Origin of the sequence: Paenibacillus stellifer, from assembly GCF_000758685.1 — a bacterium.
In the GTDB taxonomy this organism is placed as follows: domain Bacteria; phylum Bacillota; class Bacilli; order Paenibacillales; family Paenibacillaceae; genus Paenibacillus_AQ; species Paenibacillus_AQ stellifer.
Window position 1 is genome coordinate 4913278 of sequence record NZ_CP009286.1, and the last position, 14912, is coordinate 4928189.

At 53.3% G+C, this 14912-nt stretch carries 11 protein-coding genes, 1 pseudogene and 1 riboswitch; of the genes and pseudogenes, 3 read left to right on the plus strand and 9 right to left on the minus strand.

What is annotated here, in order from left to right; genetic code table 11:
• Positions 1-3111, plus strand: coding sequence for a beta-galactosidase, LacZ type (gene lacZ, locus PSTEL_RS22650; RefSeq protein WP_038698878.1), 3111 nt, complete (start codon positions 1-3; stop codon positions 3109-3111).
• Between the two features lie 291 nt (positions 3112-3402).
• Here lacZ and gtfA read toward each other — a convergent pair whose 3' ends face one another.
• The 6 genes from gtfA to PSTEL_RS22680 all read right to left on the minus strand — a co-directional run bounded on the left by gtfA (position 3403) and on the right by PSTEL_RS22680 (position 10109).
• Positions 3403-4872, minus strand: a complete 1470-nt coding sequence (gene gtfA / locus PSTEL_RS22655; RefSeq protein ID WP_038698880.1) for a sucrose phosphorylase — start codon at positions 4870-4872, stop codon at positions 3403-3405.
• A gap of 11 nt (positions 4873-4883) precedes the next feature.
• On the minus strand, positions 4884-5840 hold the full coding sequence (locus tag PSTEL_RS22660) for a carbohydrate kinase family protein (RefSeq protein WP_038698882.1): 957 nt from the start codon (positions 5838-5840) through the stop codon (positions 4884-4886).
• 37 nt (positions 5841-5877) lie between these two features.
• Positions 5878-6705: a carbohydrate ABC transporter permease gene (locus PSTEL_RS22665; protein WP_038698884.1), complete on the minus strand. Its 828-nt coding sequence runs from the start codon at positions 6703-6705 to the stop codon at positions 5878-5880.
• On the minus strand, positions 6705-7589 hold the full coding sequence (locus tag PSTEL_RS22670; RefSeq protein ID WP_038698886.1) for a carbohydrate ABC transporter permease: 885 nt from the start codon (positions 7587-7589) through the stop codon (positions 6705-6707). The genes PSTEL_RS22665 and PSTEL_RS22670 overlap by 1 nt, the downstream gene beginning before the upstream one ends.
• A gap of 84 nt (positions 7590-7673) precedes the next feature.
• Entirely contained in the window at positions 7674-8999 is a 1326-nt protein-coding gene (locus PSTEL_RS22675) for an ABC transporter substrate-binding protein (RefSeq protein WP_038698888.1), read from the minus strand.
• A gap of 132 nt (positions 9000-9131) precedes the next feature.
• Positions 9132-10109 (minus strand): LacI family DNA-binding transcriptional regulator, encoded by a 978-nt coding sequence (locus tag PSTEL_RS22680; protein WP_038698890.1) that lies wholly within the window; start codon positions 10107-10109, stop codon positions 9132-9134.
• Positions 10110-10371: 262 nt separating this feature from the next.
• Between PSTEL_RS22680 and PSTEL_RS22685 the strand changes: the two genes are divergently transcribed.
• A complete protein-coding gene (locus PSTEL_RS22685) occupies positions 10372-10740 on the plus strand; it encodes a DUF488 domain-containing protein (protein WP_038698892.1) in 369 nt (122 codons plus the stop codon).
• 326 nt (positions 10741-11066) lie between these two features.
• The gene (locus tag PSTEL_RS22690; RefSeq protein ID WP_038698894.1) at positions 11067-11510 is read left to right on the plus strand and encodes an Lrp/AsnC family transcriptional regulator; all 444 of its coding nucleotides are present in this window, start codon (positions 11067-11069) and stop codon (positions 11508-11510) included.
• A gap of 89 nt (positions 11511-11599) precedes the next feature.
• Here the strand turns inward: PSTEL_RS22690 and PSTEL_RS22695 are convergent.
• The 3 genes and pseudogenes from PSTEL_RS22695 to PSTEL_RS22705 form a co-directional block, all read right to left on the minus strand.
• Positions 11600-12714 (minus strand): annotated as a pseudogene (locus PSTEL_RS22695) (MFS transporter).
• Between the two features lie 245 nt (positions 12715-12959).
• Entirely contained in the window at positions 12960-14366 is a 1407-nt protein-coding gene (locus tag PSTEL_RS22700; protein ID WP_038698896.1) for an 8-oxoguanine deaminase, read from the minus strand.
• A gap of 66 nt (positions 14367-14432) precedes the next feature.
• Positions 14433-14529: riboswitch (purine riboswitch) on the minus strand.
• 36 nt (positions 14530-14565) lie between these two features.
• A complete protein-coding gene (locus tag PSTEL_RS22705) occupies positions 14566-14844 on the minus strand; it encodes a hypothetical protein (protein WP_038698898.1) in 279 nt (92 codons plus the stop codon).
• Positions 14845-14912: the final 68 nt, after the last annotated feature.

The following is a 14912-nucleotide window of genomic DNA, read 5'->3' on the forward strand; positions in this document are numbered from 1 at the left end:
ATGCGCACCAAACTGGCTTACACGGCGCCGGCTAACGGCTACCCGGAATGGAACAACAATCCGGAGATTTTCCAATTGGGACGGCTTAAGGCTCATTCTTCCATGATGCCGTTCCCCGGCGTCCCGGAAGCGCTGGCCCGCGATGCGTCATCTTCGCCGTTCTACCGGTCCCTGAACGGAACCTGGAAGTTCGCCTTTGCGGAGACGCCGGAGCAGCGAATTCAATCCTTTTATGAAATGAATTACGACTCCAGCGGCTGGAGTGATATGCCCGTTCCCTCCCACTGGCAGCTTCAGGGGTATGATTACCCCCATTATACGAATGTCCGGTATCCCTGGGCGGAATCCGAGCCGGACTTAAAGCCCCCGTATGCTCCAACCCGCTACAATCCGGTCGGCTCCTACATCCGCACGTTCACCGTTCCCGATGACTGGAAGGGCCGTCCCGTGTTCATCAGCTTCCAGGGCGTGGAGTCCGCCTTCTACGTCTGGGTGAACGGGGAGCTTGTCGGCTATGGCGAGGATACCTTCACCCCTTCGGAATTCGACCTCACGCCTTATCTGCGAGACGGCGAGAACAAGCTTGCGGTCGAAGTATACCGCTGGTGCGACGCCAGTTGGCTGGAGGATCAGGATTTCTGGCGGCTCAGCGGCATTTTCCGCGACGTGTACCTGTATTCACCCCCTTCCGTTCATATTTCGGACTTCTTCGTCCGCACTGAACTGGACAGCGAATACCGGGATGCGGAGCTGCAGCTTGATGTTGAGCTGACGAACTATTGGGATGAGTCTGCACATTCCGTTACAGTGGAAGCCCAGCTGTACGGCGCCGATGGCAGTGCCGTACTGGAGCGTCCGCTTGCCGCGACGGCTTCCCTCGCAGGTGAAGAAGACTTCAAATTCAAGCTTTCGGCCGAGATCAGGAATCCGCTGAAATGGAGCGCTGAAGCGCCGAATCTGTATACGCTGGTGCTGACGCTGAAGGACCGCGAAGGCGGCGTCCTGGAAGCTGTCAGCTGCCGGACCGGATTCCGCAAGTTTGAGCTGAAGGACGGCCTGATGAAGATCAACGGCAAGCGGATTGTCTTCAAAGGCGTCAACCGCCATGAATTCTCGGCGGATACCGGCCGTGCTCTCGGCAAGGCGGAGATGATCCGGGATATCGAGCTTATGAAGTCCTTTAATGTGAATGCGGTCCGGACCTCGCATTATCCAAATCAGTCCATCTGGTATGAGCTCTGCGACGAATACGGGCTCTATGTCATTGACGAGACCAACCTGGAGACGCACGGCTCCTGGAAATACGGACAGCAGGAGCTGAATGAATTCAACGTGCCGGCAAGCCGGCCCGAATGGCTCGCCAATGTACTGGATCGCTGCAACTCGATGTTCCAGCGGGACAAGAACCATCCGTCCATTATCATCTGGTCGCTCGGCAACGAGTCGTTCGGGGGCGACAGCTTCATCGCCATGCATGACTTCCTGAAGGAAGCCGATCCGACAAGACTCGTCCACTATGAGGGCATCTATCATTACAGACCGTCCGAAGCGGCGAGCGATATCGAATCGACGATGTATATCAAGCCCCGCGAGGTTGAGAAATACGCGCGCAGCAATCCGAAGAAGCCTTACATTCTGTGCGAATACGCCCATGCCATGGGGAACTCCCTGGGCGGACTCCATCTGTATTGGGAGCTGTTCGACCGCTACGATATTTTGCAGGGCGCGTTCATCTGGGACTGGGTCGATCAGGCGATCCGGACGACAACTCCGGACGGGGTGGAGTATCTCGCTTACGGCGGAGACTTCGGCGAATCGCCGCATGACGGGGATTTCTGCGGCAATGGCCTGATTTTTGCCGACCGGACGATCTCGCCGAAGCTGTACGAAGTGAAGAAATGCTATCAGGATGTGCGTTTCGAGGCGGCCGATCTGCGTGAAGGGCTCATCACCATCCGCAATCAGTATCTGTTCACCGATCTTGGCGTCTATGAGTTAGCCTGGAAGGTCGAGCATGACGGAACAACCGTTCAAAGCGGTACGCTGCAGATTGCAGCAGCTCCCGGCGAAACGGCAGACGTGAAGATCCCATACACTACTGCGTTCGAGACGGATCAAGAAGCCGTATTGACGGTGTCCCTCGTGACAAAAGAGGATCAGGCATGGGCCGAAGCCGGGCATGAGGTTGCCTGGGAACAGTTTATTCTGTCTCCCCGTGTCCGCCGCGCGCTTTCCGCCTTTGCGGAAGGAACGGCCGAGACGATAAGCTCCAGCGATGAGCTCCTTATTGACTGCGGCAAGGCGGCCGTTCGCTTCAGCAAGATCACCGGCGATCTGGTCTCCTATCAATGGGAGAACAGCGAGCTGCTTGCAGGTCCGGCAAGACCGAACTTCTGGAGAGCGATGACCGACAACGACTGCGGCAACAAGCTGCCGGAGCGCTCCGCCTTCTGGCGGTCCGCCCCGTCGGAGCGGCGGCTCACCGGCTTCAGCCAGCGCATGGAGGGCGGAACCGCCGTGGTTCAGGCGGATTACACATGGGAGAGCCATCCTTCCTGCACGCTGTCGCTGACCTACCGCGTCGCTGCGGATGGAGCCATCGAAATCCGGCAGGCGCTGAACCCCGGAACCGGCCTTGCCCAGCTTCCGGAATTCGGTTACCTCTTCCCGCTTAAAGAGCAGCTGGACACGGTATCCTGGTACGGCAGAGGCCCGCATGAGAATTACTGGGACCGCCAGACCGGGGCGCGTCTCGGCTCCTACAGCGGCGCTGTCCGGGACCAGTTCGTCCCGTATCTGAAGCCGCAGGAATGCGGCAACAAGACGGACGTGCGCTTCGCCGAAATGTCGCAGAGCGCCAGCGGAGCCGGCCTGCGGTTCGAGGCGGATGTACCGTTCGAGCTGTGCGCCCTGCCGTGGTCGCCGCTGGAACTGGAAGCCCATGACCATGCCTACAAGCTGCCGACAAGCGACAAGACGGTTGTCAGAATCAATTACAAACAGATGGGCGTCGGCGGAGACGACAGCTGGGGAGCGCCGACCCATGATGAATTCACCTTGCCAGCGAACCGGCCTTATCTGTTCACCTTCACGATCTCGCCGCGTCCTTAAGAAAGCAGGAAACGGGACGCAGCGTAAGAAAAGATAAGAAAGGCTCCTATCGAAGTCTCATCGAAGATGTTGCCGAATCCCTCTTTAGTGGTAATCTTTCTTGCAGGATCAGGATGCCTGAACTTTAAATGTTCTACGTTCTGATCTATAAATTAACAGGGCTGTTCCCGAGCGGTTCATCATCCGCCCGGAGACAGCCCTGTTTTTTGGAATACAATGCTTCGGCATGAGGCTGTACCCTATTACCTTACCCCATACCTCGTCACTTTTCCCTATACCTCGTTACTTCCCCTATACCTCGTATCGTACGTTCTGGCCTTCCTCATCCGCATATTCGATGACAGACCGATTGGCGGAGAGATTTACATTCAGGGTGCAGCGCAGATTCCCTTTGCTCCATTCGAGCCGGACTTCATCTTTGGCGGAGTCCAGCACCCGGAACTCCCCGTTAAAGGCCCCATACCCGTTACGGAACCGGATCAGCTGAAGCAGCCGCTGCACGGCCTTCTTCTCCAGCGATCGCTCGATCTCCTCCACGCTGAAGTTATGCCGGTTGATTTCCCGGCCTTCCCCCGTCTGCCGCACGCTGTCCATATCATTCTCGCCGGCCAGAAGCCCTACATAATACACCTGCGGAATGCCCGGCGTAAAGAACTGGATAGCCCGGGCCGCCAGATAGGCGTCGTCGTCGCAGTTCAGGACCGAGTAGAACGAGCAGCGGATCTGGTGGACATCGAACCCGTCTCTGTCTTTATGCTCATCGGATAGAATGAGGCTGAGGTTGGCGCCGCGCTCCACGCAAATATCGACCAGCTTCCGCGCCTCCTTCGTATCGATGAGATCATCGAGATCGGGCTTCACGGGGATGCCGTCATGGCAGTCCAGCATGGTGAACTGCTTCGCCGGACGCGTCCGCAAATAATCAAGCAGTGCTTCACTGTTCTTGTTCACCAGCGTATCGAGGATGCGGTAGGGCAGAATAAAGTCATAAATCCAGAATCCGTGCTCCGCCAACTTGTATTGAATGCTGTAATGGGCATGAACCTCCGGAAGAAGCTCGATTTCAAGCGAGTCAGCCAGCTCCTTGATCCAGTCCAGGAATTCATAAATATCCGGTTCCACGAAGAAGCAGCTGGTACCGAGTTTTTTAATGACATAACCTACGGCATCCAGTCTGACAATCTTGACCTTGTTTCGCTTGAAATTCTCGAAGATCTCCTTCAGCAGGCTCTTGACCATCTCTGAATGAATATCGAGGTCGATCTGCTCGGACGGATCGGTCTTTCCGAAGGTGGTCCACACCTTCTCCTCTTCTCCGGTCTCCTTGATGGTGAAGGTGGAATACGGCAGGCTCCGCCGCAGAAACATTTTGGCGATGTCCTCCGGTACCGGCCTTCCGTCCTCCCATATTTTATCCAGCGTCAGAAACAGATCCGCATAAGGCGAACGTCTTCCTTGGTGCAGAAAATCCTGAAAATATGCCGACTGCCGCGAAATATGATTGACCATCAGGTCCAGCAGAACATCGTACTTTTCCCCAATAGCTTTGATCTCTTCCCATGTTCCGAAGCTTGGCTCGATCTCCAGATACGTCAGCGGAGCGAACCCTCTGTCTCCCGACGAAGGAAAGGGGGGAAGAATGTGGACACCGCCCTTGAAAATATCCGCAAAATACCGCTCCAGCACATGATTCAGCCGCTCTAAGTCCCCGCCCATCGAGTCGGGATACGTAATCAGCTGTACTTGGTTGTTGACCGCCATTTCCTGACCTCCTATATCTGATAACGTTGTTCAAATTCCTCAAGCCTCGGCAAATCGACGACCGCCCCCATATACTGCAGCTTATAGGCGCTTACCGCCATCCCGAACTTCAGCGCCCTGCGAATGGGATAACCTTTGACCAGCGCGGCATAAAAACCGGACCAGAACGCGTCACCCGCGCCCGTCGTATCCGCCACATCCTTGGCCAGGGTGTCGAATTTCACCGTCTCCTTTCCGTTAGAGACCAGAGCGCCGTCCTTGCCCAGAGTGAGGATCACCAGCTTGACGCCAAGGTCCAGAAACTTCCGGAGCTGGTTCTCCGGCGTATCGGGCCCGAATAACCGCTGCGCATCGTCCTCCGACGGCTTGACGATATCTACGTGACGCAGGATGGATTTGACATAAAGGGCGCCGTCCTCCCCTTTCTCCCATAACATCGGGTGGTAGTTGGGATCAAAGCAGATGAGCACCCCATTACGCCCGGCATCCCGGATCACCTCTTCCATCGTCTGCCTCACAGGCTTTCTCGACAAGGGCCAGCAGGAAAAATGGACAATCTTCGTCCGCTCCAACGCCTCCTTCAGCTCTGTTGTATACGCCAGCTGATAATCGGCCCCCCGGTAAAAGATCGGGATCGGCGTCGCGCGGCTCTTGGTGATCACCACCATGCTCGTCGACTCCTCCACCTGCTGCACACAGCGTGTATCTATCCCGGCCTCCTTCAAATGCTCAATCAGGAAATGACCGAGCCCGTCGGCTCCCACCGCCGAAGCGACAAGCGGACGAGCCCCGAGCCGCTTCACATTCATAGCGATATTGGAGGGCGACCCTCCAAAAAATTTACCGTATGTCCGGCTTTCAAACGAATCGCCGTATTCCTCGGAGATCATATCGATGAGCATCTCGCCGACGGTTAAAATATCCAGGTTTCTCTCTGGAAACTCCACTCTATCCTCAAATTCAAACACGGGTATACCCCCTACGGTTCTTCTTGGACTTTTCCTGTTATTTGATCGATCCCTGCATCACTCCCTGGATAATGTATTTCTGGGCGAAGAGATAGACGATCATGATGGGCAATATCGTTAAGACCAGGCCGGCCATCAAAGGTCCGTAATCAACGGAGTACGTACCGTAGAAGGAATATGTGGACAGCGGCAGCGTCCGGTTGCCGGGACTGATGAGCACAAGCGACGGCAGCAGATAATCGTTCCAAATCCACAGGACATTCAGGATTGAAATGGTCGCTGTGGTCGGGGCAAGTACCGGGAAGACAATCCGGAAAAAGGTCTGCGTGCGCGTGCACCCGTCGATTTGCGCGGCTTCCTCCAGCTCGGCGGGCACCCCTTTGACAAATCCATGATAGATAAAGACCGCGAGCGAGCAGCCGAAACCGAGATACATATAGATCAGCGACCATTTGTTGTCCAGCATGTTAAGGGAACCGTAAATCTTCACGAGCGGAATCATGATGGCCTGGAACGGGATGATCATGGAAGCGACCATCATCAGAAACGTGTACTGGCTGAATTTCGTATTGTTCCGGACAAAATAATGCGCCGTCATGGCTGCGAACAGCGAGATGATCAGGACCGAGCACACGGTGATGATCAACGAGTTGAAAAAGGAACCGAAATAGTTCATATAATCAAACGCTTTGCTGTAGTTCGCCAAATCGAACGACTCCGGAAGCCCCAGCGGATTGGACGTAATCGCGGTATTTTCCTTGAAAGAGTTAAGCAAGAGCAAGAGAAACGGAAACACAAAGAGAACCAGCAGCAGACTGAGAACCACCGTCTTAACCCATCCGGAGTAAGCTTTCGTACCTGCCATTAGGCCTCCACCTCCAACTTTTTGCTGAAATACACCTGGAGAAGCGTAATGACCGTGACGAGCAGGAACAGCACCAGCGCCTCGGCCTGGCCCAGACCGTAATCGCGGGATAAGAAAGCTTTGCCGTATACATGCATGGATACCATTTCGGTGCTCTTGAACGGCCCTCCTTTGGTCAGCGACAGGTTGACGTCATACACCATAAAGCCGCGCTGGAGCGTAAGGAAAATGCAGACGACAAAAGAAGGAACCATCAGCGGAAGAGTGATTCGGCCCAGCTTGGTCCAGCCGTTTGCCCCGTCGATGCTGGCCGCCTCGAGAATATCGTTCGGCACGCTCATAAGTCCTGCGATGTAGATAACCATCATATAGCCGGCATACTGCCATACGGTAACAAGAACCAGCGACCAGAACGCCTTGCCGGGCTCCGAGAGCCAGGAGGCTTCCAGGAATGGAATGCCGGTCTTCGTCCCGATATACACGAGCACCTGGGAAAAAATAAACTGCCAGATCAGACCGAGAACGATGCCGCCGACCAGATTGGGTACAAAGAAGCCGGCGCGGAAAATGTTCTGTCCCTTCATTCCCCGGGTTAATCCAAATGCCAGCAGAAACGCCACCGCATTCACCAAGATCACGGTAAACAACACATATTTCAAAGTCAGACCGAAGGACTTCCAGAAGACGGCGTCCTTGAATACACCCAGATAATTGTCAAAGCCCACAAGCGACTGCGTAGTCGAAATGCCGTCCCAGTTCGTAAACGTCAGGTATAAACCGTAGAAGAAAGGCACGATCATGACGGTCAGGAAACAAAACAAGGTGGGGCCGGTAAACAGCAGGCCGCCGCGAAGCCGGCTCCACCTTCCCTTTTCTGTATTCATTGGGATCCCTCGCTATCCGTAAAATAAATACAATGGATAAGGCCCTGCGGCCTTATCCACCATGTCTGCCGCATTGCAGTAAGGTTACTTCAGATTCTTCCAGTAATCTCCGATTTCTTTCGCCAGGGCCGCGCGGTCGCCGGCTCCGCTCAGGTATTTCTGCATAGAGGCGCCGACAACAGACCAGTGGTCAGCCGGCATCAGGCTCATCGACGGCTCCGACTTGCCTTTGGCGATATAGTCCTGGATGGACTTGCCCAGCGGATCGGCCGCCGGAAGCGTAATGTTCTTGAAAGCCGGAATAATGCTGGCTTTGTTCACCAGGAAATCCTGGCCATTTTGTTCATACACAATCCAGTTGAGGAAGGCCTTGGCCGCCTCCTGCTGCTCCGGCGTGCTCTCTTCTTTATCGATTACGATGCGTTTGGAGACCGCCGAGGAGATTTCCTGGTTGCCGTAATCCGACGGATTGTTGCTAATCGGAACCGGCAGGAAGGCGTAAGCGCCACTGGTAGTATCAAAGCTTTGGATTTGCGGCCATGCCCAGTTGCCCTGGAACCAGAGCCCGACTTCGCCTTTGCCCAGCATTTCACCTCCGCGCTCGTAAGCGCCGGACAGCGGCGATTTCTGGTCGATGTTGTATTTCATCATGATGTCGAAGGTATCCATCAAGCCGTTAAAGACTTTGTTCTGGGCGAGGTCCACGCTCCCCGCCTTGAGCGATTCAATGAACTTGTCGACCTCGGCCATATCCTTGCTTTGGCCCGCATAGGCAAGAGGCAGGAAGTGCGCGCCAAGCGACCAGTCCATCGGAGAGATGATCAGGGCCTTCTTGCCGGATGCTTCAATCTGCTTGAACAGCTTCTCCAGGTCTGCAGTCGTCTGAACGGTGGACGGATCGAAGGTACCGCCTACCGCTTGATCCAGCACCTTCTTGTTATAGATGAAGCCATAGCCTTCAATCGAGAAAGGAAAGCCGTAATTTTTGCCGTCATAAGTAGTGTAGGAAGTCGCATTCTCTACCGCATCCGCATTCCATTTCTCGCCGCTCAGATCGAGAATGCGGTCCTTGAATTTCTCAACGTCAGCTGTATCCAGCATCATCATGGTTGGCGGGTTTCCGGATGCATACAGCGTGGAAGCCTTTTCAAAAGGAGATGTGCCATTAGGTGCAGCCATGATTTCCAGCGTAATATCCGGGTGGTCCTGATGGAATGTTTTGGCGGCCTCCTCCAGCTGGGTTTGTATTTCGCTCTTCGAGTTTAGCAGGGTGATCTTAACCTCTTTCGCAGAACCCTTGGCCGAGCTTTCAGCGCTGTCTCCGCTGTTGGCATTTCCGCCGCAACCGGCAAGAACGAGAGAGAGAGCTGCAGTGCAGGCAATTCCTTTGACCCATCTAGTCTTTTTCATGTACCTTCCTCCAACCTCAAAATGTAATCGTTTGCAACTTACAAACCGATTATATGTCAAACCTTTAGCATATGTCAATGGTTTGACATATCAAACCTTTAACATATTTTTTCGAAAAAAAACTCTCCGTTGTCATGTGGTCTCTCTTTCGACCAGCTCAACGGAAAGCACATTGTTAAAGCTCACTTGTTCTCCTTCGATTTGTCTGTGAAGAAGCCGAACCGCCTGATGGCCCAATTCATCGATCGGCTGCCGGATCGTCGTCAGTTCTGGTGTCAGCCAGCGCGCCGCCCCGACGTCGTCGTACCCAACGATACGCACGTCCTCCGGAACTCTTTTGCCGGCCCTAATGCATTCCTTAAGCGCATAGGCGGCCAGGATATCGCTTGTAGCAAAAATACCGTCGATGTCCGGATTGGATTCCAGCAGCGTATGCAGAAGTTCACTGTACAGCGATTCGTTGAACACGTTCATATCGGTCTGAACGACCAGATGGCCCACTCCCGCCCTGCCTACTACGTCCAGGAAAGCGTCGGTCCGCTGATTGGACAGCATCTTCAGATCCAGGTTGCCGCAAATGTGGGCGATCTTACGACAGCCTTTGGCCACAAGAAGCTCGGCCGCCAGTTGTCCTCCCCGGTAATTGTCCGAGCTGAGACAGGGGATCTCCTCGTCGATTTTCCGGTCAATCGTAACAATTGGAGAACGAAGATTCTGGTATTCTTCAATCTCAAGCGTATGGCTGCCCATAATGATTCCATCCACCCGGTTCCGCTTCAGCATTTCGATATAATCCCGTTCTTTGGAAGGATCCATTTGGGAATTGCAGAGCAGAACCTTGTATCCTTCCATATCCGCGTAGTACTCCACCCGATCCGCCAGCTGGCTGAAAAAGGGATGCGAGACGTTGGGAATGATCAATCCCAGAATATTCGACTGCTTGCGAAGCAGGGAACGCGCAATTTCATTGGGCTGATAGTTCAGTTCATTCATTGCCTGATACACCTTGCTGCGGGTCGTCTCGCTGATGTATCCCCTATTATTCATAACACGGGAGACGGTTGTTACCGATACCCCTGCTTTTAATGCCACATCATGAATGGTCGCCATCGTTCCACGCTACTTTCAACAGCATATGATTACTTGAATGATCTCCAATATATCTCATTATTTTACCGCTGTTTGCCTGCTGGCAGCAAGTGGGTCTGCCGTATTATACGGCAAACCGCAACTTATGCATCAAGCTGACATCTATCCCCTTGTAATTTGAAGAATGATACCCAAAGCCAAGGGGAAGTGATATATACTTTTTTTACAGAGGAAAATTTCTGAGCAACATAGAGACTAACCGCAATATGCCTGGAGGTTCCATATGAATATTGAACTGAAAAGAGTCTATGAGCAGCCTCTTCCGGAAGACGGCCTTCGAATCTTGATCGACCGGCTGTGGCCGAGGGGAGTTTCCAAGCAAGGAGCGGCTGTTGGCATCTGGATGAAGAATTTGGCGCCAAGTCCCGAGCTGCGCAAGTGGTTTTGTCACCAGCCGGAGCTATTTGAAGAGTTTCAATTACTGTATATAAAGGAACTTGAAACAGACCCGGTGAAGCTGGAACTGGCCGAACAAATCCATAAGGCGGCGGAAGCCGGTAAAGTTACGCTGGTCTATGCCGCCAAGGACCCACAGTACAATCATGCAAACGTACTAAGCAAATGGCTGTCATCGTTTTGGGATGAAAATTAACCGTCAAAGGAGACCTCAGGATAATTATTCAACTCGATGACCACACGGAAGAAAAGCTATCGGAAAGTTTGGAGGGACTACCCGGTTACTTCAAGCTTTTTTTGATACCGAGGATTGCGGATGCAACGGGGTGCTGGCCATCCGAATTCTTGAGCAGCCTCTAGAGACCGATATTACGGTTCTGGTGGGATCATTTTCTTTTTTGATCGACCAGGCGCTGGAATGCCAGAGGCATTACATAAGCGATTTAAGGTTAGCTTATTCAATCAGAAGGATTATAAAGGTATTTATAATAAATATATTTGAATTTATAAGGAGGGGATGTTGTGGATGAAATCGATCATCACATTCTGTTTCACCTGCAAAACCAGGCAAGATTATCCATGACCGACTTGGGGAAGCTGGTTGGCTCGTCTCAGGCGGCCGTAACGGAACGCGTGAAACGAATGGAAGAAAAAGGGGTTATTGAAAAATACCGCACTGTGGTTTCCCCGCAAAAAGTGGGCAAGCAGTGCACAGCTTATATGCTTTTTCGGACGCGGGAATGCTATGCTTTCCTTGATTTTTGCCGTGAATCGCCTGAAGTGTCTGAATGTTATCGGATCAGCGGAGAGCACAACTATTTATTGAAAGTGATGACCGATTCAACGCTGGGACTGGAAGAGTTCGAAAATCGGTGTGATCCGTTCGGGACCTATACAACCCTAATTGTGATGTCTTCCCCTATCGCATATAAAGACCTTATTGAAAGCGCGAATTTACTGGCATAAAACATGTCCGGTATCGAATGAAAAATAAATAAAAAAAGGAATCCGGAAGATCGGGTTCCTTTTTGCGTTCCAAATATTATGGTGTATCTTTACTTTTTTCCAGGGAACCCGTGCTTTTGGGCCCACCCAGCTATTATCAGAGCGGGAAGCAGTAAGATGAACAAGGAAGCCGGAAGGTATTCCGCCCCGAACCACTCAAGAAGGATAGCGCCGATGATTCCTCCCCCGCCGATAGCCAGATTCCATACGGTAACAAGCATCGATTGGGCAATATCCGCGCCCTTGCCCCCTGCTTGAGCAATGGCTGTCTGCAGTAAGGTTGCCGCTCCTCCAAACGTAAGTCCCCATGCCGTCACGCCTAAAAGAATAACTGGAGGTTGACCGGCGCCAATCCCTATCGCTATGGAGGCCAACGCAAACACTGTAATGCCGACTAAAACGAGCAGCCTCATGAAACGGTCGATGAACAACCCGACAATCCAAATGCCCAGGACCGAAGTTATACCGAAAATCATCAAAACCAAATCAACCCTGCCGGCAAGCGCTGTCCGGGCGAGATATGGAGAAATATAAGTGTATAGAATGTTATGAGCCAACACCCAAGTCAAGACAACGAATAGAATTGGCCTCACTCCAGGAATCGAGAAGACCTTATAAAGAGGAAGTTGATCATCCGAAGGTTCCCCTCCATAATCCGGCAGCTTCCAGAGCACCCAAACAATCAAGACTGCTGTCAGCATGGACACGGTTCCGAAAATCAAGCGCCAGCCCACAAGGTTTCCGAAAAAGGTACCGACCGGCACGCCAAGCGCCAATGCCAAAGGTGTGCAACCGTGGCCACAGCCATCGCTCTTCCTTTCTGAGAATCAGGCACCATTCGACGCGCGTATCCAGCAGTCATCCCCCAAAACACGCCGGCCGATACCCCTGCAAAGAAACGGGCTGCAAGGGTCAGCGCATACTCGGAAGATACAGCGGTTATGGTGTTAAACAAAAGAAAACCGATAATACACACCAATAAAAGTGGACGCCGTCTCCATCCGCGGATGGCGGCCGTTAACGGTATGGCAGCCGATAGTGGCCCGACCGCATAAAGAGTGACGAACTGTCCGGCAAGCGCCTCTGTTATTCCAAGGTCCTCTGCCATGTACGGCAGCAAACCGGCCGGCAGGCTTTCAGTAAGTATACATATAAATCCAGCCATGGCTAATCCCAGCAGGCCAGTTAACGGTAACCGTCGCGAAACTTCAGCACTTTCAAGCACTTTCACCAACTTTGTTAAGAACAGTTGTATTAGAGTTCATGAAGAAAAAGTCCCCTTTATCATGTGTTTGAAATGACTTACGGATAAGTTTATATAAATCATCCGTAATATTGCATACATGATTAAAGGGAATTACGGCAATTTAGAATGATAGTGCAGTTATCTCCTTAATAATTCTTATAATTTTAAAGTCGGTGCTTGTAGTAGTTCGTTCCGGTTCGCTTCGAGGCGACCTCCAGCATCCGGGCGGCCGAGGCCTGCGCTTCCCGGGCAAGCTGCTCTTCATCCGTGCCGACCAGCCTTCCGTCTTTGACGACAACCTTTCCCCCGACGATCGTCATGTCCACGGGCCGTCCGCTGCCGACCGCGGCCGGCAGCGCCGCATCGTCGAACAGCGCCCCCGCGAATTCGAGCCGCCCGGCGTCGATCATGAACAGATCGGCGGCCTTGCCCGGCTCCAGGGAGCCGATGGCATCGTCCCAGCCGAGCACCCGGGAAGAGCCGACGGTGCCTACCCAGAGGCTCTCCTCGGCCGACAGCCCGTTCAGGCCGGAGGTGAGACGGTGAAGCAGGTACGCCTGGCGCACCTCCGCCAGCAGATTCGAGCCGTCGTTGGAGGCGGAGCCGTCAACGCCGAGCCCCAGCTTCACCCCGGCATTCAGCATTTGCCGGACTGGAAGCACGCCGGAGGACAGCTTCATGTTGCTGCTCGGGCAATGCGCGACACCGCAGCCGCAGGCTCCCAGCCGGTGAATTTCGTCGTGATTGAAGTAAATGCCGTGCGCATACCACACGTCATTGCCCGTCCATCCCGTCTTCTCCATGTATTCCAGAGGCCGGAGTCCGAGCTTGTCATAGCAGAATTTCTCCTCATCCTGCGTCTCCGCCAGATGGGTATGCATGCGCACCCCGTAGCTGCGGGCCAGCTTGGCGGATTCACGCAGCAGGTCCTCGGAGACGGAGAACGGCGAGCAGGGCGCCACGCCAACACGAAGCATGGAGAACGGGGAAGCATCGTGATAGGTCTCGATGACCCGCTGCGTGTCCTTCAGAATGACATTGATGCTCTGGGTCACCTCATCGGGCGGAAGCCCTCCGGCCGACCTGCCCAAGTCCATGGAGCCCCGCGTCGGAAAGAAGCGGATGCCGAGCTCGCGCGCCGCCTGAATCTCCTCATCGATCAGCTCGCCGCTGATTCCGTTCGGGAAGCAGTAGAAATGATCCGACGCCGTCGTGCAGCCGTTCTTCAGCAGCTCGCCAAGCCCGACCTTGGCGCTTAAGTACACATCGCGCGGCTGCATATGTCTCCAGATGTCATACAGCGTGACCAGCCAGTCGAACAGCTCGCAGTCCTGGGCCCAGGGAATGTTGCGGGTAAAAGTCTGGTACAGATGATGATGCGTGTTGATCAGCCCCGGATAGACAATCTTGCCCATCGCGTCGATCACCGTATCCGCCGTTTCATAAGGCAGATCGTAACCGATCGCCTTGATTTCATGCCCCTCGGCATAGAGGCTGCCGCCGGGATAGCATGTGCGGCCTTCATCCATGGTTATGATGTTTCTGGCATTCCTGATTAGCAGAGTTCCCATTCTCTTCTCCTCCTTATTGGATAACGCAAATAGGACCACATAAAAAACCTAACCGGACGGACGCAATATCGTTCATATTGCGTTCGTAGTTAGGTTTTACGGATCCTAGTAGAGCCCCCGAACCGATTATCAGGGTTATACGAACTGCTGTTTAATTGGTTCTTAGTATAATGCTTTAAATTTGAATGTCAATATAAGCTTAATACAGCGTAGGAACAGGCGGACAGGAAACCTCGCGTATAAACCGCGGATCTATGCCGTAGTAGTACCAGAATTGTCCGCTCCAGCGGTAACCTGAAACTTCTCCATATTCAACCCGGGTCGGATAATACCAGAAGCTGTCTCCATTCCACAGCCATACATAAGTGTAGCTGTGCAAGCAATCAATGAGGTATGATCCGCCTTGTGTTGGCGGAATGTAGCTGGGCGGAGGAGGCAGCGTCTGACCGGGAGATCCCGACGGCGGCAAGTAGGCCATTTGGATTCACTCCTTAACATCATTATCTAGTCGCTTCACCATATGCAGCCGCCCAGTTTAAGGTTCGT

What these genes read in the sequence shown, in the direction of transcription:
- lacZ (WP_038698878.1), top strand. Translation starts at nt 1, where the DNA reads ATGCGCACCAAACTGGCTTACACGGCGCCGGCTAACGGCTACCCGGAA.
- PSTEL_RS22665 (WP_038698884.1), bottom strand. Translation starts at nt 6,705, where the DNA reads ATGGCAGGTACGAAAGCTTACTCCGGATGGGTTAAGACGGTGGTTCTC.
- PSTEL_RS22675 (WP_038698888.1), bottom strand. Translation starts at nt 8,999, where the DNA reads ATGAAAAAGACTAGATGGGTCAAAGGAATTGCCTGCACTGCAGCTCTC.
- gtfA (WP_038698880.1), bottom strand. Translation starts at nt 4,872, where the DNA reads ATGGCGGTCAACAACCAAGTACAGCTGATTACGTATCCCGACTCGATG.
- PSTEL_RS22670 (WP_038698886.1), bottom strand. Translation starts at nt 7,589, where the DNA reads ATGAATACAGAAAAGGGAAGGTGGAGCCGGCTTCGCGGCGGCCTGCTG.
- PSTEL_RS22705 (WP_038698898.1), bottom strand. Translation starts at nt 14,844, where the DNA reads ATGGCCTACTTGCCGCCGTCGGGATCTCCCGGTCAGACGCTGCCTCCT.
- PSTEL_RS22700 (WP_038698896.1), bottom strand. Translation starts at nt 14,366, where the DNA reads ATGGGAACTCTGCTAATCAGGAATGCCAGAAACATCATAACCATGGAT.
- PSTEL_RS22685 (WP_038698892.1), top strand. Translation starts at nt 10,372, where the DNA reads ATGAATATTGAACTGAAAAGAGTCTATGAGCAGCCTCTTCCGGAAGAC.
- PSTEL_RS22680 (WP_038698890.1), bottom strand. Translation starts at nt 10,109, where the DNA reads ATGGCGACCATTCATGATGTGGCATTAAAAGCAGGGGTATCGGTAACA.